Genomic DNA, 21,351 nt, shown 5'->3' with positions numbered 1-21,351 from the left:
GCCTGTTGAGCTTCTTCAGATAAGCCGCATCGATCACTCGGCGGCCTGGAGTTCCGGCCGAGCCGGTGTCTTCGCCAGGCGATCGAGCAGCCTTAGGCGCTCGCCGGCGGCCTTTTCGGCGCTGGCCTGCCTGACGTGACCATAGCCGCGAATGAGCGCCGGCACCGAGGCAAGCGCTGCCGCGGCCTCGACCTTGCCTGGCGCCAGCGCGTCGGCGACAAGCTCCAGATCCGCCTCGTACTGTGCAAGAAGTTGCCGTTCCATACGCCTTTCGGAGCTGTAGCCGAACACATCGAAGACCGTGCCGCGCAAGCCTTTCATAGCTGTCAGCAGCCGGAACCCCTTCATCATCCAGGGACCGAAGCTCGACTTCCTCGGCTTGCCGTCCTTGCCGCGCCTGGCCATGATCGGCGGCGCGAGATGGAATTCGAGTTTGTCGTAGCTCTGGAACTGCTTGCCCAGTTCGGTGGCGAAGAAGCCGTCGGTGTAGAGCCTCGCCACCTCGTATTCGTCCTTGATCGCCATCAGCTTGAACAGGTTCCTCGCAGCGGCCTCGGTCACATCAGTCGAACCGGGCACTGCCCTGTCTTCGGCCTTGCGCAGCGCTGCCAGCCTGTCCGCGTAGCGCTTGCCATAGGCGCCGTTCTGATAGGCGGTGAGGAAGGCAACGCGGCGGGCGATGACGTCATCGAGCGTTTCGGCGACAGCGGCGTTCTGTGCAGCCGTGCCCGGCTGGACGACGAGGGCGCGCACGAAATCCGGCTGGTGGGCGGCGCGGCGGCCCCAGCGGAAGGCTGAGACGTTCATCGCCACCGACTGGGCGTTGAGCTCGATGGCCTTTTCGACTGCCTCGGCCGACAGCGGCAAGCCGCCATGCTGAAAGGCGAAGCCGAGCATGAACATGTTGGCGCCGAGCGAGCTGCCGAACAGCGCGGTGGCGGTGCGGGTGGCGTCGAAAAAATGCGCCTTGTCGTCGCCGGCGGCAGTGCGGATCGCCCTTTTCAGCCGCTCGACAGGCAGCGAGAAATCCGCCGACCGGGTAAACTCGCCGGGCATGATCTCGGCGGTGTTGGCGAGGAAGATCGTGTGGCCTTCGCGCACCGCGGCGAGCACCTTTTGGGCGCCCGACACGACGAGATCGCAGCCAAGCACAAGGTCTGCCTTGCCGGCCGAAACGCGGATGGCATGGATATCGCCCGGGCTGCGCGCGATGCGGACATGGGTGAACACCGAGCCGCCCTTCTGGGCAAGGCCTGCCATGTCGATCATGCCGCAGCCCTTGTCTTCGAGATGAGCCGCCATGCCAAGCACTGCGCCGATTGTGACGACGCCGGTGCCGCCGACGCCGTCGATGATCGCCGCCCAGCCTTGGTCGCCGAGCGGGAATTCCGCGGGCGCGGGCACGCCGTCGAGCGGATCGGTCGTGCCGGCCATACCCTCGGCCTTCCTGATCTTGGCGCCATGCACGGTGACGAAGGACGGACAGAAGCCGTTGATGCAGGAGAAATCCTTGTTGCAGCTCGACTGATCGATCTTGCGCTTGCGGCCGAATTCGGTCTCGACCGGCTGGATCGACACACAATTCGACTGCACCCCACAATCGCCGCAGCCTTCGCAGACCAGTTCGTTGATGAAGACGCGCTTGTCGGGATCGGGGAAGGTGCCGCGTTTGCGGCGGCGGCGCTTTTCGGCGGCGCAGGTCTGGTCGTAGATCAGCACGGATGTGCCCCTGACCGCGCGCAATTCGCGCTGCACGAGGTCGAGGTCGTCGCGGTGATGGATGGTGGCGCCGGCGGGGAATTTGACCTTGCCGGTATATTTGGCCGGCTCGTCGGTGACGATGGCGATCCGCTCGACGCCCTCGGCCCGCACCTGCCTGGCAATCATGTCCACGGTCAGGCCACCCTCGTGCGGCTGGCCGCCGGTCATCGCGACGGCGTCGTTGTAGAGGATTTTGTAGGTGATGTTGGCGTCAGTCGACAGCGCGAAGCGGATCGCCAGCGCGCCGGAGTGGTTGTAGGTGCCGTCGCCGAGGTTCTGGAAGATGTGGTCGCGCTTCGAGAACGGCGCCTGGCCGACCCATTGCGCGCCCTCACCGCCCATGGCGGTGAAACCAACGGTGTTGCGATCCATCCACAGCGCCATGAAATGGCAGCCGATGCCAGCGGCGGCGAGCGAGCCGTCGGGCACCTTGGTCGAGGAATTGTGCGGGCAGCCGGAGCAAAAGAAGGGCGTGCGCGAGGCGATGTCTGTTGTCTCGGCGAGCATCGCCTGGAACTGGCGAAGTTTCGCCACCCGCGCGGCGATCTCGTCCGACGGACCGATCGTCCGCAAGATTCTCTCGCCGAGCGCGATGGCGATGTCGTTGGGATCGAGCGCGCCCTTGGCCGGGAACAGCCCGTCGCCGCGCTCGTCCCTCTTGCCGACGATGACCGGCTGCATGGCGGTGCCATAAAGGTTTTCGCGCAGTTGCACCTCGATCAGCGAGCGTTTCTCCTCGACGACGACAATGGTGTCGAGGCCGCGAGCGAAGTCGGCGATGTGCTGCAGGTCGAGCGGCCACGGGCAGCCAACCTTGAACAGCCTTATACCGATGCGGTTGGCGGCGGCTTCGTCGACGCCAATGTCTTCCAGTGCCTGGCGGACGTCGAGATAGCTCTTGCCGATGGTGACGATGCCAAACTTCGGGCCACTGCCGCCGGAATAGATGATCCGGTTCAGCCCGTTGACGTGGATAAAGGCCGAAGCGGCGGCGCGTTTGTATTCATGCAGTCGCTCCTCCTGGCCGAGCATGTCGATCTCGTTGCGGATGTTGAGGCCGCCGGGCGGCATGTCGAAGTCCGGGTTGACGATATCAAGCCGTTCGAGCGCGGCATCGACCGAAGCCGTCGATTCGATGTTGTCCTTGACGCATTTGATCGCCGCCCAGGTGCCGGCGAAGCGCGACATGGCAAAGCCGTAGAGCCCATAGTCGATGATCTCCTGGACCCCGGCCGGATTGAGGATCGGCACCATGGTGTCGACAAACAGGAACTCGGTCGCGTGCGCGTTGGTCGAGGATTCGGCCATGTGGTCGTCGCCCATCAGGGCGAGCACGCCGCCATGTCTTGACGAGCCGGCGAGATTGGCATGGCGGAACACGTCGCCGGAGCGGTCGACGCCCGGTCCCTTGCCGTACCAGACCGAAAAGACGCCGTCATGTGTGCCCTCACCCAGCAATTCGGCCTGCTGCGATCCCCAGCAGGCGGTGGCCGCGAGTTCCTCGTTGAGGCCGGGCTGGAAGACGATGTCCGACCGGGCGAGCTGCTTCCTGGCCTTCCAAAGCTGCATGTCGAGGCCGCCAAGCGGCGAGCCGCGATAGCCGGAGACGAAGCCGGCGGTGTTCAGGCCAGCCCGGCGGTCGCGCTCGCGCTGAATCAAAAGCATGCGGATGACCGCCTGCGCACCCGAAAGGAAGATACGCTCCTTTCGGAGGTCGAACTTGTCGTCGAGCGCGACATCATGCAGTGTCATCAGGCATTTCCTCTGCGGAGGCCGCAGTTCGAGCGCAGCCAACGTCGGAGTTGAAGGCTGCAGTGTTTCTCCCCTTGCCGGGCAGGTCAAACAAAATCGAAGATGCCAGGCGAGGCGCAACAAACGATCCGGTCCACGCCCGATGGTGTAAGAAACGTGCACCCGTTGGTCCGTCAGCGTACGAAAAATCCGGCCGCGACCGATACCGGCGATGTCGCGTCAGCCGGCCTTCGAACAGTCGGGCTTTGGCGCGCCCGGCAGCTTGCCGTCCGGATGGCCGGCAAGCTCTGGATTGGGCGTATAGAGCTGATCGATGACCAGCGGCCGGTCGGGCAGGACCGATTGGTCCTGCGTCGACATCAGCGTGGTGTCGATCTTCTGGAGGATTGCACCGTGGATATCGTTGATGCTGATTGATATCGCATAGGGCTTGTCCCTAGCGATGCAGGAAAGCGCCGGGCTCTCCAGCGACACCTTGCCGAGTTTCGGCCAGACTTTCTGTTCGACGATCAGCGGCTCGCCGCCTGCCGGATTCTGGAAGTTGGCGACCGCAACCTGTCCTTCTCCCATCGGCTGCAACGGTCTCAGCGTGACGACGAAGGTTGCCCTTGCGAGGCGATAATTGAAGACGACCAGCTTGCCGGAAATCTCGAACAATCTGCCCTCGCCGTCCTTGCCGGTATCGCGGCAGGCGCCGAGCGTTGTCGCGGCGACGAGCATGGCGCCGACAACGACCAGGCACAAGATTTTCCTAGACATTGGCGGTCCCTCTGGCTGCCGTTCGGCGGCGATAGTGGCGACTTGCCTTCTGGCGGTTGCCGCACACCGCCATGTCGCACCAACGACGGCTGGAATTGCGGCTTCGGTCGAGAAACAACCAGGTGCAATTGGGGCAGATCTTCAGCCTTGCGACGGTGTCAGCCTGCAGCAGCGACAGTGCGGAAACCGCCAGTGCCGCCTCGAAGGCGATGGGCGTCGCCGGATCGCCGAACGGCCGTCCCGGCGCACCGATCTCGGTGCGGCTGTCCGCGAGACCCTCGGCGCAGGCCTTCAGGAAGCCAGGCAGATCGCCTGTGGTGACCGCGCCCTTCGACACCGCACGACGAAACAGCCGGTCTGTCGTCTCGCGGATCGCCAGCACGACCGGCGCGATCTTGTCCGGGAACGGCGCTTGGAGCCGCCTGCCGCCAAGTTCGGCGGCGCGAGAGACGCTTGCCGCGTCGGCGAAACGGGCGATCTCCGCCAAATCTTTGAACCGGTCGAAGGTTTTCTCGGGATCGCCGCGCAGCACGACGGTGTTCGCCGTGTCGAGCGCAAGAAGGCCGCCGGTGAAGCGGTGCGGGGTCCAGGAAACCGTCATGGGCGCCATTTCTAACCGTTAAGGCGCGTTTGACAAGTTAGATTACCGATGCAAATCTGCTCCGCACGGACGCGGTTCTCCGCGATCCAAGGACATTCGCATGCTCTATTTCTTCCAGCAGGTCCTGAACGGGCTGCATTCCGGCGCGCTCTATGCCCTGCTCGCCTTCGGCTATGTGCTGACCAACGGCATCCTGCACCGGACGAACCTCGCCTATGGCGCGCTGTTCGCCTTTTGCGGACAGACGATGATCCTCACCGCGGCCTTCGGCTATCAGGCCCTGTGGCTGACCCTGTTGGCGGCCGTCGCGCTCGGCATTGTCGCGGCGTTCCTGTATGCGGGGTTCATCAGCCATGTCCTGTCGCGCAGCATCTTCGAGCCGCTGGCCGGCAGCACGCCCAATGCGATCGTGGTGACAACGCTGGGCATATTGCTGCTGCTGTCGGAGGCAAGCCGCATCGCCGCCGACACGCATGATCTGTGGCTGCCGCCAATGCTGGCCGAGCCCATCATTTTCGCGCGGGGGGCAAATTTCAATGCCACGCTGACGCTCATCCAGTTGCTCGACTGCGGGATCGCCGTGGCAACCATTGCGCTCGCCTCCTGGGCGTTCGCCCGCTCGAGTTTCGGCCGGCGCTGGCGCGCCGTGTCCGACGACCCCAAAGCCGCCGCCATGTGCGGCGTCGACGTGCGCGCGGTGTTTCGGCACGCGGTGCTCGCCGGCGGCCTTTGCGCCGCGCTGGCCGGTGTCCTCGCCGGCCTTTACTATGGCAACATCAGCTTCGGCTCCGGCTTGGTCTACGGGCTGAAAATCCTGTTCGTGACGGCGGTGGGCGGCTATCTCTCGCCGTTGCGGGCAGCACTTGGCGCTGCCGCTTTCGGCATAGCCGAATCGCTGTGGGCCGGCTATTTCCCGGTCGAGTGGCGCGACGCCTGGATGTATCTGTTTCTCGTCGCCATGCTGGTGCTGATCGGCGGCGGGCGAGACCAGAGCAAGATTGCCTGACTGCATCAGACCTGGATAGGCTTTGGTTGCACGTAAAGGATGCTGTAGCACTTTGATTTTGCGGATGATCGCAGCGAAAATCGATTCCGATCGTCGGGGTCCATGCGCTGCGTCAGGCGCTGTTTGGCCCCTTCCTCACTTCACAAGCCCCCTTCCTCACTTAAGAAGATTGTTTTACTCGGTCTGCCCTGTGTTGACCCGCCGGGCCACGCACGGCATACCGTTGGGCCACATCGAAGCGGCGGAAAACAAGCGGGAATTGGCGCGCCGCTGATACTTTGAGTCAAGCATCGTGCTTTCCGAAAATCGACACCGATTTTCGGGGCGATGCGTAAAGGGAGGAATGCATGGCAGGGCTGCTCGCTCTATCCAGAACCATTGACCGGATGAACGAATTCATCGGCAAATGGGTGTCGTGGCTGATCCTGCTGGCAATCCTGGTCAGTGCCGCCAATGCCGTCATCCGCAAGACGTTCGACATGTCGTCGAACGCCTGGCTGGAACTGCAGTGGTATTTGTTCGGCGCCGCCTTCATGCTGGCCGCCGCCTACACGCTGAGGCAGAACGACCATATCCGCATCGACATCGTCTACGGCATGTTCTCGCGCCGTCTGCAGCACTGGATAGACCTTCTCGGTCACCTCTTTTTCCTGATGCCGTTCGTGACGCTGATGGTGATCTATTTCGTTCCCTATGTGTCGCTGTCGTTTCGCAGTGGCGAAATGTCGAACAATTCCGGCGGGCTAATCATCTGGCCGGCAAAGGCAATCCTGCTGGCCGGCTTTTTCCTGCTCGCGCTCCAGGGCATCTCCGAGATCATCAAGAAGATCGCCATCATGCGAGGCGACATGGACGATCCGACGCCATTCATATCGGTGCATGAGCAGGCCGAACTCGAAGCGAAGGCGCTCGCCGAAGAGGTGCGCTCGTGATCGAGTTCATCGCCCAGAACATGGCGCCGATCATGTTCGCCTCGCTGGTTATCTTCCTGCTGATCGGCTATCCGGTCGCCTTCTCGCTCGCCGCCAATGGCCTGGTCTTCTTCTTCATCGGGGTTGTGCTGTCACCCTATTCGGGCGGATCGATCAACCTCGCCTGGCCACTTCTCTATGCGCTTCCGGAAAATTTCTATGGAAGCAGGGTGATGTCGAACGACACGCTACTGGCCATCCCGTTCTTCACCTTCATGGGCATCGTGCTCGAACGATCGGGCATGGCCGAAGACCTGCTCGACACGATCGGCCAATTGTTCGGACCGATCCGCGGCGGCCTCGCCTATGCCGTGATCTTCGTCGGCGCGCTGCTTGCCGCAACCACGGGTGTGGTGGCTGCCTCTGTCATCGCCATGGGCCTGATCTCGCTGCCGATCATGCTGCGCTACGGCTATGACCGCCGTGTAGCGTCCGGCGTCATCGCAGCGTCGGGCACGCTCGCCCAGATCATTCCGCCGTCGCTGGTGCTGATCGTTCTGGCCGATCAGCTCGGCCGCTCGGTCGGCGACATGTATGCGGGCGCGTTGATCCCGGGGCTGGTTCTGACCGGCCTCTATACGCTCTACATCCTGATCATGTCGATCGTCCGGCCGAAGTCGATGCCGGCGCTGCCGCTGGAGGCCCGCACGCTCGGCCACGGTGTCCTGTCGCTGCTGTTCGCGGTGTTGGCGGCAGTCGTGGTTTCCTACGCGGCGTATCGCTATCTTGCGCCCTCGCAGGGCCAAAACGCCGATATTCTCGGTGCCACCATCGGCGTGATCTCCATCTACGTCGTGGCAATCGCCGACCAGCGTCTGAAGATCAACATGATGTCGCGGCTGGCGCAGCAGGTGATCATCGTGCTGATCCCGCCGCTGGCGCTGATCTTCCTGGTGTTAGGCACCATCTTCCTGGGCATCGCCACGCCGACCGAGGGCGGCGCCATGGGCGCTGTCGGCGCGCTGATCATGGCGGCGATGAAGGGACGGCTGTCGCTGGACGTGGTCAAGCAGGCGCTGGCGGCGACGACGCGGCTGTCATCCTTCGTGCTGTTCATCCTGATCGGGGCGCGGGTGTTCTCGCTCACCTTCTACGGCGTCAATGGCCAGATCTGGGTCGAACACCTCCTGACATCGCTGCCGGGCGGCGAAATCGGGTTCCTGATCGGCGTCAACATCCTCGTCTTCTTGCTCGCCTTCTTCCTCGATTTTTTCGAGCTCGCCTTCATCATCGTGCCGCTTTTGGCGCCGGCCGCCGACAAGCTCGGCATCGACCTGATCTGGTTCGGCGTGCTGCTCGGCGTCAACATGCAGACCAGCTTCATGCATCCACCCTTCGGCTTCGCGCTGTTCTATCTGCGTTCGGTCGCCGCCCGGGTGCCCTATCTCGATCGCCTCACCGGCAAGAAGATCGCGCCGGTGACCACCGGCCAGATCTATTGGGGCGCGGTTCCCTTCGTTTGCATCCAGGTCATCATGATCGGGTTGACCATCGCCTTCCCGCAGATGGTGATGCATTACAAGGGCACGCCAGTCGATCCGGGCACGATCGATTACCAGGTACCGGAAACGCCGGGCCTGTCGCCGCTTGGCACACCGCCGGCGGATGGCGGCACGGCGCCGACCGCGCCTGCACCGGACCTATCGCAGCCGCCGAGTTTCGGTGAAACGCCGCCTGCCAAGCCAGCAGCGCCAGCACCCGATCTGTCCCAACCACCGAGTTTCAATTGATGCCGGAGGCTCAACAGACATGAAAGCGGTGCGGCTGGAGGGCGTGGGCAGCATCGTCCTTCGGGAGGTCAACAAGCCCGTGGCCGGGCCGGACGATCTCCTGGTGCGGATCGAAGCATGCGGCGTCTGCGGCACCGACCGGCATCTTTTCCATGGCGAATTTCCCTGTACGCCACCGGTGACGCTCGGACATGAATTCTCCGGGATGGTGGAGGCGATTGGAACTGCTGTGTCCGGCTTTTCGGTCGGCGATCGCGTCACCGGCGATCCCAACATCGCCTGCGGGCGCTGTCCGCACTGCCATGCCGGTCGCATCAATCTTTGCCATAATCTGATTGCCATCGGCATCCGCCGCGACGGCGGCTTCGCCGAATATGTCGTGCTGCCTCAGAAGCAGGCCTTCTCCCTTCCGAAAGACCTGAAGCCGACGCATGGCGCGTTCTGCGAGCCGCTTGGCTGCTGCCTGCATGGCTTGGACCTGGCGCAGATCAGACCCGGCTCCTCGGTCGCTGTGCTTGGCGGCGGCGTTATCGGCCTGCTCACCGTGCAACTGGCGAGGCTTGCGGGCGCGACGACAATCATCCTGTCGACGCGCCAGGCCTCTCGGCGCGCCCTCGCCGAAGAATTGGGCGCGACGGCGACGGTCGATCCCCGCGCTTGCGATATCACCGACACGGTTGTCGGTCCTTTGGGCCTGATGCCGGGCGGCGTCGATGTGGTGTTCGAATGTGCTGGCGTAAAAGAGACGGTCGAGCAATCGATGCGGCTGGCCAAAGCCGGCGGTACGGTTGTCGTCGTCGGCGTGATGCCTCAAGGCATGAAGGCCGAGTTCGAACCTTTCGACCTGTTGTTCCGGGAATTGAGGGTGCTGGGCTCTTTCCTCAATCCGTTTACGCATCGCCGGGCTGCCGATCTCATCGCCTCGGGTGCGATCGAGATCGACAAGCTCATCTCCCGGCAGGTGACGCTTGAGGAGGCGGCTGCGGTGATCGCCAACCCGCCTGCGCCAGGCGAGGTCAAGGTGCTGGTGGTGCCGCGCTGATCGGCAAACCGAAGTGTGACGGCGCCACGCGTCCGAAGAATGCGTGGCGCCGCAACTGTTGTCAGAGCTTGCCGGTTCGCTGCTGGACCATCATGAAGGTGTCGTAATTGTACTCGGCCACCTGCGCCCAGAGATAGTGCTCCTTTCGGAAGGCTTTGATCGAGTCCCAGATCTTCTTGAAGGGCACGTTCGAGGCTTCCATTTCGGCGTAGACCTCGTTCGCCTTTTCGAAGCAGGCTGCCAAGATTTCCGGGCTGAAGGGGCGCAATTTGGCGCCCCCGGACACCAGCCGCCTCACGGCCGCCGGATTCAGAAGGTCGTATTTCTGCAGCATGTTGGCGTCGGCGGCTTGCGCGGCGGTGTGCACCAGCGACTTGTAGGCCGGCGAAAGCTCTTCGTATTTCGCCTTGTTGAACATCAGATGGACGGTCGGCCCGCCTTCCCACCAGCCGGGATAATAATAATTGGGCGCGACCTTGTAGAAGCCGAGCTTCTCATCGTCATAAGGGCCGACCCATTCGGCGGCGTCGATGGTGCCTTTTTCCAGCGCTGGATAGATATCGCCACCGGCGATCTGCTGCGGTACGACACCGAGCCTTTGCACTACTTTGCCGGCAAAGCCACCGATGCGCATCTTGAGTCCCGAAAGGTCGGCGACGGTGTTGATCTCCTTGCGGAACCAGCCGCCCATCTGCACCCCAGTATTGCCGCCCGGCAAGCCAAAAAGGCCCTGCGTGCCCAGAAACTCGTTGAACAGGTCGATGCCGCCGCCGTGGTAATGCCAGGCATTGATGCCGCGCGCGTTAAGCGAGAACGGAACCGCGGCACCCAAAGCCCATGTCGGGTCCTTGCCCCAATAATAATATGCCACCGTATGGCAGGCCTCGACGGTGCCGGCGGTGGTGGCATCCGCGACCTGCAGGCCGGGCACCAGTTCACCGGCAGCGAAGACCTGAACCTGGAAGTTGCCGTCGGTCGCCTCCGAAAGCATCTTGGAAAAGACCTCGGCGCCACCATAGATCGTATCGAGGGATTTCGGGAAGGACGACGCCAGGCGCCATGTCACTTTCGGATTGGTTTGGGCGATAGCCGGCGCGGCAAGCGCCGCCGTAGCCGCCGCAGCGCCCACACCGGTCACACCGGCCTTGCGGATGAATGATCGACGATCCATGAAGTCCTCCCTATTGGATCAACAGACCGACGTTCGGGAGATGCTCTGTGCCCCGGATCGGCTTCGCGGCAAACAATACACGGGCAAGGAGTCGAGTCCAGCCATCGGAGCCGGTTTTGCCGGCGGCGTTTTCGCGAAATACGCGGCGCGAACGCACCTCCTACAACTTAAGTCTAACGCCCTTTCCGTGGCCCATGCGACATGCCGAACCTGTCATGGCAAAGCGCCTTCGGATCGCCTATTTTAAAGGTAGAATATATCCTTGCACTGAATGGACCCGGATCAAAATGCAGCAGCCGCTAGTCGCCATATCGACCGACGTCCGCCCGTTCGACAACTACACCTGGCATGCCGCTCCGCAGCAATATCTGGAGGCGGCGCTTTCGGCCGCCGGCGTGTTCCCCGTGCTGGTGCCGTCCTTCGGCGACCGGCTCGATTTCGATGAACTTCTGTCATCGGTCGACGGCGTCATGATCACCGGCTCGAAGTCCAATGTGTATCCCTCGCTCTATGGCGGCGATGCCGGCGAGGCCAACGGCCCCTACGATCCGGCCCGCGACGCCACGACGCTGCCGCTGATCCGCAAAGCAGTGGAGCGCGGCGTGCCGTTACTCGCCATCTGCCGCGGCATCCAGGAGATGAATGTGGCGCTGGGCGGCACTCTGGCCACAGAAATCCAGGAGCGCGAGGGATCGCTGGACCATCGCGCACCGGCGAGCGACAATCAGGACGAACGCTTCGCCATCCGCCAGACCATTTCGATTAAGCCCGGAAGCTGCCTCGCCGGCGTGTTTGGGGCAGGCGACATCATGGTCAATTCGGTGCACCGCCAGGCCATCGACCGACTCGGCCCGAAGCTGCAGATAGAGGCGCTCGCCACCGACGGCACGGTCGAGGCGGTTTCGGTACACGACGCCCGCGCTTTCGCCGTCGGCGTCCAGTGGCATCCCGAATACTGGGTCAAGTCGGACAGCGTCTCAGCAAGGATATTCCGCGCCTTCGGCGACGCGGTGCGCCTGCACGCCGCGGCGAAATCCTGCGCGCGGGCCGCCGCGGAATAGTTCAGCCGTCGGACGTCAACGTCAATCGCTGCTGGCCGCCAGCGACAGCAGCGGCAGGGCTGGTGCGTAGGATTCATAACCGTCGCCGTCGGCGACGCCGAAAGTGACAATCGGGTCGATGCCGTTCGCGCTGAAGGTGACCGTTCCGTCATCCTGCTCACGCCAGAATTTCGCGCGCTCGATGCCGGGCAAGACCCGGCGGCAATTCGCAGTGACCGTCAACAGCGACAGGCCATGCGCAACCTCAGTGCCGCGCTTGACCGCGCAGGACGCTTCGTCGCCATTGGCCACCAGCCGGTAGTCGCCGGGCGACCGCGCTGACTCATCGGCTGTGCCGCCTTCGCCTCCGCCGCTGTAAAACAGCTGAACGCTGCCGAACAGCGCGGCCACTGCTATCAATGCAGCGAGTACTTTCATCTGCGTTCTCCGCATGTTTGGCGATGAAGACTGAACTCAAAACGTTAAGCCGTCGTTAATCGTTAACAAATTGGAAACGTGCCGCTCAGCTGCGCGCCTTGACCTTTTCCGTTTCCGGCACCGGCGTCAGCGCCCTCCGTTCCGAAAACCAGGAAATCAGATTGTCGACGCACAGATCGGCCATGGCGCGGCGGGTATGTTCCGAAGCCGAGCCGACATGCGGCAACAGTGAGGTGTTGGGGGCGGCGAGCAGCGCCGGCGGCACGTTCGGCTCGTCGGCGAAGACGTCGAGCCCGGCAGCGGCGATGGTGCCGCCGGCAAGCGCCGCGGCAAGAGCTGTCTCGTCCACCGTGCTGCCGCGACCGATGTTGACGAAGACGCCATTCGGGCCGAGCGCCGACAGGATCTCGGCGTTGACCGCCTTTTCGGTCGAGGCGCCGCCGGGCGCCACCGAGATCAGCGTGTCGACCGCCTCGGCAAGGCCTTTCAGCGTGCCGTGGTATTCGTAGGGCAGGCCTTCGACCGGGCGCCGGTTGTGATAGGAGATCGGCAGCCCGAAGGCCTCCAGCCGGCGCGCAATGGCAAGGCCGATGCGGCCCATGCCGAAAATGCCAGCACGACGGCCGCGCAAGGTCAGCCGGCTTAGCGGATAGTTGCCGTTGCGTGCCCAACTGCCGTCGCGCAGCCAGGTCTCGGCGCGCGGCAACTCGCGAACGGTGTTGATTAAAAGCCCGATCGCCGTGTCGGCGACCTCCTCGGTCAGCACATCCGGCGTGTTGGTGACCATGACGCCGCGCTGTGCTGCGTGACGGGCATCGACAGAATCATAGCCGACGCCGAAATTGGCGATGATCTCGAGATTCGGCAGCGCGTCGATGAGGGCTGCGTTGATCCCGCCAAAGGCGGCAATGCCGCGCACCGCCCGGCGCATCTCGTCGGTGACCAGCGACGCATCAGGCCGTTCGATCCAGACGCGGCTGAACGTCCGGTCGATGCGGCCGACCGCGTGGTCGTTGAACTGGCCCGGCACCAGAATGGCGACTGCTTGCTGCTGTTCGGCTTTTGTCATGCACGTTCCACTGGTTTGCCGGTCGACTGGCGCACATGCAGTTCCGGCTTGATCAGTTCCTGCGACGGCCGCACCATCTGCCCATTGAGCTTGTCGAGCAGCGCGCTGGCGGCGCGGCGACCGACTTCACGCTGGCCATTCCACACGGTGGTCAGCGCCGGCGTCGCGATCGCCGCTTCCTCGAGATCGTCATAGCCGGTCACGGATATGTCAATGCCCGGCACCAGCCCGGCGCGTGCAATGCCGTTCATCAGGCCAATGGCGACGAGGTCGTTCCAGCAGCAGGCCGCAGTCGGCTTGTCCTTCAGCGCCAGGAACTGGCCGGCGGCCTCGAAGCCAGCCTGTTTGGTGCGCGGGCCGGGGATGCGCCAGGACGGCCTGACCTCCAGCCCTGCCGCCTCCATGGCGTTGAGGTAGCCCTGGTAGCGGTCGCGGCCGGTCGAGGTCTGGTCGGTGCCGCCGATCATGGCAATGCGCTTATGGCCGAGCGAGATCAGATGGTTGGTGGCTAGCCCGGTGCCATAGGCATCGTCGCCGCGAAACACCGGCACGTCAGCGCCTTCGACGGTGCGTGCGATCAGCACCGCCGGCAGGCCGTTTTCCTCGGCCATGAAGATGTCTTCGGGCGGCGTGCCGATGGCCGGCGACATGATGACGCCGTCGGCGCCAAGCTGCAGAAGCGTGTCTATGAAGGTGCGCTGCTTTTCGAGCTGGTCGTAATGGTTCGACAGGATGAAGGTCTGCCGGCTGCGGTCGAGCTCGCTTTCGATCGAGCGCAGGATCTCGGCGAAGAAGGGATTCATGATGTCGTGGACGACGACGCCGACGATGCCCGAACGCGAGGTGCGCAGGCTGGCGGCGCGGCGATTGTAGATATAGCCGATGGCGCGGGCATGTTCCTTGATGCGGTCGCGGGTGATTCCAGCAACCAGCGGGCTGTCGCGCAGGGCCAGCGAAACCGTGGCCGTGGACACACCGAGCGCATCCGCGATCGTCGAAAGCTTGATCTTCTGTGCCAGCGCCTTGCGCTCCCCCGACGATCTAGAGCTGATCCACGATCTCCAGCGAAAACCGGATGCAGTTTTCGGGATCATGGTCTAAACAGTTTAAACGCGGCCTTATGCCACCCTTCCGAAACAAATCAAGGTTTTTTTGCCAGCGCCTCCACCTCGACGTCGATGGCAGCGCCGTTGCGCACGCGAAGTCGGTGCTCGCGATGAACGATATAAAAGCCGCCGGCGACGATGACGGCAGCGCCGAGGACACCAAGCATCAACAGGATGAACCAGTGTCGATATGCATCAGGGATGCATGCGGGCACCCTTGGTGATCTTGTCGACAAGCTTCTTTTCGGCGCGCAGCGCGATGCCGACGACCTTCGCGTCGTCGGGTGCGAATTCGGCAAAGACGGCGCGGTTCGCCGCATCGTGGCCGGTCGAAAACATTTCGTCGACGTAGAGCGAGATCGTCACACCGCGCTCCAGCGCCCGCCGGTGGATCGCACTGAGCGTCGGGCGATCGGCCGAAAGCACGATGATCGGCTGGATCGAGAGCGGATTGTAGATATTGCCGGCGCGGTCGCGATAGGGTTGGCCGATGATGTCGCTATGCTGCGCCACGATGCCGCTGGTCAGGAACGCGGTGACGTTGAGCTTTTGCCAGACGGGAAGGTCGTCCTGCAGCACGATTGCAAATTTCGTGTCGAACATGAGACATTTGCCATTCGGGGTTTGTGAATGAAGCGATGTCACACGGTTTAGATCGCGAGGCCTTTCAGGGTCTTGGACGTTTGTGCGTTGACGCGGCTGAGAACTGCGTCATCTCGGCGCCCGACTGCGTCGGAATGGAGCGTATCGAGGCCCGGTTCCACGGCAGCGTCTTCGATCTCCATCGTCACGATACCTACGCCATCGGCGTGACGCTGCATGGCGTCCAAACCTTCCGTTATCGCGGCGCGACACATCACAGCCTGCCCGGCCAGATTATCGTACTCCATCCCGACGAATTGCACGATGGCGGCGCCGGCACTGAAGACAGTTTGCGTTACAGGATGCTTTATCTGGAGCCGTCCATCGTGCTGGACTGCCTCGGTCACATAGGCGCGTCGCTGCCTTTCGTCAGGAATGCCGTGGTGACGGATCCGGTTTTCCGCACGCGGCTGCTTTCGGCGCTGAGCCCGTTGGACCAGAAGCTTGACGATCTGTTTGTCGCCGACTTCGTGGCGCAATTGATGCAAAGCCTGGCACGGCACTCAGGCCTGCCGGCGAAACCGATCCCAAGGACAGCGTGGCGGGCTGCCAGCCTGGCACGCGACTATCTGGAAGAAAATGTTTTCCGTACCGTCCGTTCGGAGGAGCTGGAGGCAATCACCGGGCTGGATCGCTACGCTCTATCGCGGCATTTCCGTGCCGCTTTCTCCACCAGTCCGCACCGCTTTCTCCTGATGCGCCGGCTTCAACGAGCACGCCGCATGATCGAGGCAAGCGAGCCATTGGCACAGATCGCAATAGCGGCCGGTTTCAACGACCAAAGTCATTTCAGCAGGCACTTCAAGAGGGCGTTCGGCGTCACGCCGGGCCGCTGGTCGGAATTGGTCCATGGATCGTCAGCAGCCGCTGCCTGATGGCGTCAGCCGCGGATCATTCGTCGGCGTCGATCTCATCATCGACGAGAACCATCTCTCCGTTCGAGAGGTTCGCCTCAACGCGGGCGAGCAGCTTGAACAACGCCTTTTGGTCCTTTTTATCGAGCCCCTTCAGCGCCTGCTTCTCGGTCTTCTTCACCGATCTCTCGATGGCATGAATGATTTCGCGGCCAGTGTCGGTCAGAAAGATATGGGCCTGGCGGGCATCGGCGGAAGAGGCGCGTTTTTCCAGAAAACCCTGCGCCTGCAGCCGGTTGATGGTCTTGGTGATGGTCGGCGGGCGAACACCGAGGCGACCGGCGAGATTGCCGGGCGTCTGCCCGTCCTCACGGTCGAGCGCCAGCATGATCTGGTCCTGGCCGGCATAGAAGCCGTGCGCCAAAAGCCGCGCCGCGAGTGCCGTACGCGCTAGCCGCGCCGCCGAATGCAGCCGGCTCATTGTCGCAGTCTTGTCCGCCTTGGCCATGGTTATCCCTCATCGGCCGAACCGGTGTGGACAGCATAGAGGCCGCCGCCCGGTTGGCAATCGACAATCAAAAAGATCCGGCTTTGCAAAACAGCTTTGCCGGCAAGCAATGCGGTGTCCGCCGTGGCTAATGCCAGATGTTTATTTCAGTTAGATGACAAACGACTTTTCAGCGCAGGTGGACGCGTTCGGCAGGAGCGCCGCACACCCGATGCGGGACTCAATCAGCCCTCACCGCGACGATCATCAAGGCCTGGTAGGCGTCCGCCACCTCGCGCAGCGCCGCCTGCGAAAGCGGCCCGGCGCGCCGCGCGATACCGTCCCTGGCGTTCGACGTATCCCGCTTACCGGAACGGTCGGCGTAGGGCGCGACAGTGGTGAATATCTGTTCGCTCAGGCCATCGGGGAAAAACAGCTGGCCGGTCATCACCGAATTGTCGTTCGGGAAGGCCTTGAAGTGGATATGGGTGGTGCGGCCGCGATACCAGCCGGGATAGATGGTGGCGAACGAAACGATGCCGGTGTCATCCGCCTTCTGCCAGCCGCGCAGAAAACTCTGGCCTGAGGTGTCGACATCCTGGCCGTCGCCTTGTCCGGGATAGCCCGAATAATGGCCTTGCGCGTCGCAATGCCAGATGTCGACGCGCGCGCCGGCAAGCGGCCGGCAGGCCGCGTCGACCACCTGCAGCCGCACATTGAGGGCAATGCCCGCTTTGCCTTCGGTGATATCGGCGCGTTCGAGCTTCGGGTCGAAATAGAACGGGCCCTCGGTCGCCTCCGGCGTGATCGCGCAGACGCCGGCGCCGCTATCGAACAGGGCAAGCCCGGCATAGGGCGAGGCCTGCTGAGCCAGCGCGATGCCCGGCAGAAAGACACCGCCGCCCGCGCTGACGGCAATGAGGCCGAGCGCCTGGCGCCGGCTCAACGGGAATGGTTTATCGGACATTCGGCGCATCTTTTCGGTTTCTTTCGAGCAAGCTGCCTTGGTCTTATCTAGGCAGTGAGACCAGCCAACGCCAATGAAAACGCGGCAATGTTGGGAAAGCCCGGCAATGCTGGCGACCTGTTTGGCCCATCGGTTGCCACGTGCAAAAGCACGGCGTGCATCCTATATGGAGCCAACAATCCTTTTCGAGGCCCAACATGAGCGATGCACAGACGACGCAGATCCCCGTAACCGTTCTCACCGGCTATCTTGGCGCCGGCAAGACGACGCTACTAAACCGCATCCTCTCGGAAAACCACGGCAAGCGCTACGCCGTCATCGTCAATGAGTTCGGCGAGATCGGCATCGACAACGAGCTGATCGTGGAATCCGACGAGGAAATCTACGAGATGAACAATGGTTGCGTCTGCTGCACGGTGCGCGGCGACCTGATTCGCGTCGTCGAGGGCTTGATGCGCCGGCCAGGCCGCTTCGACGCCATCGTGATCGAGACGACCGGCCTCGCCGATCCGGTGCCGGTGGCGCAGACCTTCTTCATGGACGACGACGTGCGCTCCAAGACCAGGCTCGACGCGGTGGTGGCGCTGGTCGACGCCAAGCACCTGCCGTTGCGGCTGAAGGATTCCCGCGAAGCCGAGGACCAGATCGCCTTTGCCGACGTCGTCGTGCTCAACAAGACCGATCTCGTCACGCCGGAGGAACTGAGCAAGGTCGAGGCGACGATCCGCGCGATCAACCCGGCGGCCCGGATCCATCGCACCACGCGCGCAGGCTTGGCGCTGTCCGAGGTGCTCGACCGCGGCGCCTTCGATCTTTCGCGGGCGCTGGAGAACGACCCGCATTTCCTCGAGGCGCATCACGACCACGACCATCACGACCACGATCATGACCATCACGACCATGACGGGCATGACCACCATCATCACGCGCACCCGTCCGATATCCATGACGTGACGGTGCAGTCGGTGTCGCTGCGCGGCGGCGAGATGGACCCGAAGAAATTCTTCCCGTGGATCGAGAAGATCACCCAGATGGAAGGCCCGAACATCCTGCGGCTGAAGGGCATCATTGCGCTCAAGGGCGATGACGAGCGCTACGTCATCCAGGGCGTGCACATGATTATCGAGGGCGACCACCAGCGCGCCTGGAAGGACGGCGAGAAGCACGAGAGCCGGCTGGTGTTCATCGGTCGCGAGCTCGACGCCGAGCGGCTGAAGAAGAGTTTTGAGGCCTGCCAGGCAGCTTGATTTTCGGGCCTTGTAACGCTAGCGCTGCACGTTCTTTCCTTCTCCCCTTGTGGGAGAAGGTGGCCGAGCGAAGCTGGGTCGGATGAGGGGTGTTCCAGCCTGGCGCCAACCGCGCTTCGTCCAACACCCCTCAACCGTCTTGGCGCTACGCGCCAATCCACCTTCTCCCACAAGGGGAAAAGGTCGCGTCGCAGCTAGCCGCTAACGATTCCTCCGCAGCGGCAGGGCGACCACACCGATCTTGAATGGAATCTCCCATGCCCACAGTCGCCCCGCTTGATCTCGATGGCCATTGCGTCGCCGCCGTCTTCCTTGGCGACGTGCCGCATTTCGCGCTGGCCGACGGCACAATCCATCGGCTGGACCATGGCCACAAGACGGCGCAGGCCAATGACGGGCTGCTCGCCGCCTTCCACGATGCGGCCAACGACCGGCTGATCACCGGCGGCGAGGACGGCAAGATCTTTTCGGTTACCGCCGGCGGCAATGCGGCAGAATTGGCAAGCGCCGGGAAGAAATGGATCACCAGCGTCGCCGCTGGACCACAAGGCACAGTCGCCTATGCCTCGGGCAAGATCGCCTTCGTGCATTTCGCCGACGGCAAGACCAGGGAATTCTTGCATCCGCGTTCGGTCGAGGGGCTGGCGTTCTCGCCCAAGGGCATGCGCTTCGGCGTCGCCCGCTACAATGGCGCGACGCTGCATTTCCCGGCAACCGACGGCAAGCCGGTCGAGCTGGAATGGGCCGGCGCCCACACCGGCATCACCTTCTCGCCGGATGGCGCCTTCCTCGTCACCACCATGCAGGAGAACGCGCTGCATGGCTGGAAGCTCGCCGATGGCAAGCACATGCGGATGAGCGGCTATCCCGGCAAGGTCAAAAGCCTGTCGTGGGCGCCCAAGGGAAAATGGCTGGCCAGTTCCGGAGCCCCGGCGGCGATCGTCTGGCCGTTTTCGGGCAAGGACGGGCCGATGGGCAAGGCGCCGCTGGAACTCGGCACGCGCGGCAACGCCATGGTGACCTCGGTCGCCTGCCACCCGAGCCAGGATGTCGTCGCCGTCGGCTATGACGACGGCATGGTGATGGCGGTGCGTTTCGCCGACGCCAAGGAAGTTCTTCTGCGCCGACCGGGCAAGGGCGCCATCACCTCGATGATGTGGGACAGGCAAGAACGCCGCGTTGCCTTCGGCAGTGCCGCCGGCGATTGCGGCGTCATTGATATTTCGGCCTAGGGGAGTACGGGAGTAGGGCAGTAGGGCAGTAGGGCACCTATTCCCCTTTTCCCTTATTCCCCTATTCGAGTAACGCATGAGAGGGCTCTTCATGCATGCAATCGACCATTCAAAGACGGCCATAGGTGGCATCAGCGCTGCCCGGATCGCCGATCTGTGCGAGACCGAGGCCGAAGCCTTCCGCAAGGCGCGACCGAAATCGGCAGCGAAGGGCGGCAATGGCCTGCCGGGCTTCTTCGGCGGCGTGCCGATGCACTGGATGAACGACTGGCCGACGCCGTTCCCGATCCTGGTCGACAGCGCCAGAGGCGCCACTATCACTGACATCGACGGCAATCGGCTCGACGATTTCTGCCTCGGCGACACCGGCTCGATGTTAGGCCACTCGCCGCCGCCGGTCGCCCACGCCATCCGTAGGCAGGCCGGACGCGGCCTGACCTACATGCTGCCTTCGGAAGATGCACTCGCCATCGGCCCGCTGCTGCAACAGCGCTTCGGCCTGCCGTTCTGGCAGATTGCGACGACGGCGACCGATGCCAATCGCTTTGCGCTGCGCGTCGCCCGCGCCATCACCGGCCGGGAAAAGATCCTGGTCTTCAACGGCTGCTATCACGGCTCGGTCGACGAGACGATGGTGCGCCTGGTCGACGGCAGACCGGCCAACCGGCCGGGACTGGCCGGCGAATTCCGCGACCTGACCCGGGCGACCGATGTCGTCGAGTTCAACGATGTGCCGGCGCTTGAGACAGCACTCCGGGACCAGAAAATCGCCTGTGTCGTCACCGAGCCGGTGCTGACCAATTCCTGCATGGTGCTGCCCGACCCTGGCTTCCACGACGCGCTGCGCCGTCTCACCCGCGCTGCCGGCACCCTGCTGCTGATCGACGAGACGCACACGATCTCGACCGGTCCCGGCGGCTACACCAGGAAACACGGCTTGGAGCCGGACCTGTTCGTGCTCGGCAAGCCGATCGCCGGCGGTGTGCCGGCCAGTGTGTGGGGGATGAGCGAAAACGTCGCCACCCGCTATGCCGACTATGTCAGGACCAAGGAACCAGGCTATTCCGGCATGGGCACGACGCTCTCAGCCAATCCGCTGCAGTTCGCGGCGATGCGCGCCACGCTCGAAGAGGTGATGACCGACGAGAACTATAGCCATATGGACCATCTGGCGCGGCGGCTCGACGCCGGGCTGACCGCCGTCATCGACCGTTACCGCCTGCCTTGGCATGTTGCCCGGGTCGGAGCCCGCGTCGAGTTCATCTGCGCGCCAGGCCCGCTGAGGAATGGCGGCGAGGCGGAAACAGCGCACGCACCGGCGCTCGAAGCGGCGATCCATGTCGCGCTGGTCAATCGCGGCGTACTGATCGCGCCGTTCCACAACATGATGCTGATCTCGCCGGCGACCAGCGCTGCCCAGGTGAACCGCCTGATCACCGCCTTCGGCGCGGTTGCGGCAAGGCTCGCGGCATGAGA

19 protein-coding genes and 1 pseudogene are annotated in these 21,351 nt (G+C 63.4%); 9 read left to right on the top strand and 11 right to left on the bottom strand.

Features of this window, described 5'->3' with window-relative positions; genetic code table 11:
- Window positions 1-33 precede the first annotated feature (33 nt).
- The 3 genes from NMG70_RS09260 to NMG70_RS09250 form a co-directional block, all read right to left on the bottom strand.
- Window positions 34-3,513 (bottom strand): indolepyruvate ferredoxin oxidoreductase family protein, encoded by a 3,480-nt coding sequence (locus NMG70_RS09260; protein WP_254024218.1) that lies wholly within the window; start codon window positions 3,511-3,513, stop codon window positions 34-36.
- Between the two features lie 219 nt (window positions 3,514-3,732).
- Entirely contained in the window at window positions 3,733-4,272 is a 540-nt protein-coding gene (locus NMG70_RS09255) for a hypothetical protein (protein WP_254024217.1), read from the bottom strand.
- Entirely contained in the window at window positions 4,265-4,873 is a 609-nt protein-coding gene (locus tag NMG70_RS09250; RefSeq protein WP_254024216.1) for a CGNR zinc finger domain-containing protein, read from the bottom strand. The genes NMG70_RS09255 and NMG70_RS09250 overlap by 8 nt, the downstream gene beginning before the upstream one ends.
- Before the next feature lie 100 nt (window positions 4,874-4,973).
- Here NMG70_RS09250 and NMG70_RS09245 point away from each other — a divergent pair, with 100 nt between their 5' ends.
- The 4 genes from NMG70_RS09245 (at window position 4,974) to NMG70_RS09230 (ending at window position 9,622) form a co-directional block, all read left to right on the top strand.
- Complete coding sequence (locus NMG70_RS09245) at window positions 4,974-5,879, top strand: branched-chain amino acid ABC transporter permease (protein WP_254024215.1); 906 nt, start codon at window positions 4,974-4,976, stop codon at window positions 5,877-5,879.
- A 347-nt stretch (window positions 5,880-6,226) separates the two neighbouring features.
- Window positions 6,227-6,811, top strand: a complete 585-nt coding sequence (locus NMG70_RS09240) for a TRAP transporter small permease subunit (protein WP_254024214.1) — start codon at window positions 6,227-6,229, stop codon at window positions 6,809-6,811.
- On the top strand, window positions 6,808-8,580 hold the full coding sequence (locus NMG70_RS09235) for a TRAP transporter large permease (protein ID WP_254024213.1): 1,773 nt from the start codon (window positions 6,808-6,810) through the stop codon (window positions 8,578-8,580). Before NMG70_RS09240 ends, NMG70_RS09235 begins: the two co-directional genes overlap by 4 nt.
- A gap of 19 nt (window positions 8,581-8,599) precedes the next feature.
- Window positions 8,600-9,622: a zinc-dependent alcohol dehydrogenase family protein gene (locus tag NMG70_RS09230; protein WP_254024212.1), complete on the top strand. Its 1,023-nt coding sequence runs from the start codon at window positions 8,600-8,602 to the stop codon at window positions 9,620-9,622.
- A 61-nt stretch (window positions 9,623-9,683) separates the two neighbouring features.
- On the opposite strand, the gene NMG70_RS09225 is transcribed toward NMG70_RS09230, so the two are convergent.
- Complete coding sequence (locus NMG70_RS09225) at window positions 9,684-10,793, bottom strand: TRAP transporter substrate-binding protein (RefSeq protein WP_254024211.1); 1,110 nt, start codon at window positions 10,791-10,793, stop codon at window positions 9,684-9,686.
- 287 nt (window positions 10,794-11,080) lie between these two features.
- Between NMG70_RS09225 and NMG70_RS09220 the strand changes: the two genes are divergently transcribed.
- Entirely contained in the window at window positions 11,081-11,854 is a 774-nt protein-coding gene (locus tag NMG70_RS09220) for a gamma-glutamyl-gamma-aminobutyrate hydrolase family protein (RefSeq protein WP_254024210.1), read from the top strand.
- Between the two features lie 21 nt (window positions 11,855-11,875).
- Here NMG70_RS09220 and NMG70_RS09215 read toward each other — a convergent pair whose 3' ends face one another.
- The 5 genes and pseudogenes from NMG70_RS09215 to NMG70_RS09195 form a co-directional block, all read right to left on the bottom strand.
- A complete protein-coding gene (locus NMG70_RS09215; RefSeq protein WP_254024209.1) occupies window positions 11,876-12,271 on the bottom strand; it encodes a hypothetical protein in 396 nt (131 codons plus the stop codon).
- A gap of 85 nt (window positions 12,272-12,356) precedes the next feature.
- The gene (locus NMG70_RS09210) at window positions 12,357-13,340 is read right to left on the bottom strand and encodes a 2-hydroxyacid dehydrogenase (RefSeq protein ID WP_254024208.1); all 984 of its coding nucleotides are present in this window, start codon (window positions 13,338-13,340) and stop codon (window positions 12,357-12,359) included.
- Complete coding sequence (locus tag NMG70_RS09205) at window positions 13,337-14,359, bottom strand: LacI family DNA-binding transcriptional regulator (RefSeq protein WP_077375012.1); 1,023 nt, start codon at window positions 14,357-14,359, stop codon at window positions 13,337-13,339. Before NMG70_RS09205 ends, NMG70_RS09210 begins: the two co-directional genes overlap by 4 nt.
- Before the next feature lie 122 nt (window positions 14,360-14,481).
- Window positions 14,482-14,604 (bottom strand): annotated as a pseudogene (locus tag NMG70_RS09200) (EamA/RhaT family transporter); the annotation flags it as partial.
- Window positions 14,605-14,641: 37 nt separating this feature from the next.
- Window positions 14,642-15,049, bottom strand: a complete 408-nt coding sequence (locus tag NMG70_RS09195) for a DUF2000 family protein (RefSeq protein WP_254024207.1) — start codon at window positions 15,047-15,049, stop codon at window positions 14,642-14,644.
- 35 nt (window positions 15,050-15,084) lie between these two features.
- Here NMG70_RS09195 and NMG70_RS09190 point away from each other — a divergent pair, with 35 nt between their 5' ends.
- A complete protein-coding gene (locus NMG70_RS09190; protein WP_254024206.1) occupies window positions 15,085-15,963 on the top strand; it encodes an AraC family transcriptional regulator in 879 nt (292 codons plus the stop codon).
- Between the two features lie 16 nt (window positions 15,964-15,979).
- Here NMG70_RS09190 and NMG70_RS09185 read toward each other — a convergent pair whose 3' ends face one another.
- Both NMG70_RS09185 and NMG70_RS09180 read right to left on the bottom strand, forming a co-directional pair.
- A complete protein-coding gene (locus tag NMG70_RS09185) occupies window positions 15,980-16,450 on the bottom strand; it encodes a MarR family winged helix-turn-helix transcriptional regulator (protein WP_254016266.1) in 471 nt (156 codons plus the stop codon).
- 220 nt (window positions 16,451-16,670) lie between these two features.
- Entirely contained in the window at window positions 16,671-17,396 is a 726-nt protein-coding gene (locus NMG70_RS09180) for an intradiol ring-cleavage dioxygenase (RefSeq protein WP_254024205.1), read from the bottom strand.
- A gap of 197 nt (window positions 17,397-17,593) precedes the next feature.
- Between NMG70_RS09180 and NMG70_RS09175 the strand changes: the two genes are divergently transcribed.
- From NMG70_RS09175 to NMG70_RS09165, 3 genes are all read left to right on the top strand, one after another.
- Window positions 17,594-18,643 (top strand): CobW family GTP-binding protein, encoded by a 1,050-nt coding sequence (locus NMG70_RS09175; protein ID WP_254024204.1) that lies wholly within the window; start codon window positions 17,594-17,596, stop codon window positions 18,641-18,643.
- 257 nt (window positions 18,644-18,900) lie between these two features.
- On the top strand, window positions 18,901-19,875 hold the full coding sequence (locus NMG70_RS09170; protein WP_254024203.1) for a WD40 repeat domain-containing protein: 975 nt from the start codon (window positions 18,901-18,903) through the stop codon (window positions 19,873-19,875).
- A gap of 91 nt (window positions 19,876-19,966) precedes the next feature.
- Window positions 19,967-21,349 carry an aspartate aminotransferase family protein gene (locus NMG70_RS09165; RefSeq protein ID WP_254024202.1) on the top strand — a complete coding sequence of 461 codons (1,383 nt, stop codon included), beginning with the start codon at window positions 19,967-19,969 and terminating at the stop codon, window positions 21,347-21,349.
- Window positions 21,350-21,351: the final 2 nt, after the last annotated feature.

Origin of the sequence: Mesorhizobium ventifaucium (assembly GCF_935822925.1) — a bacterium.
Lineage (GTDB): Bacteria > Pseudomonadota > Alphaproteobacteria > Rhizobiales > Rhizobiaceae > Mesorhizobium > Mesorhizobium ventifaucium.
This window is presented reverse-complemented; position numbering and strand designations above follow the sequence as displayed.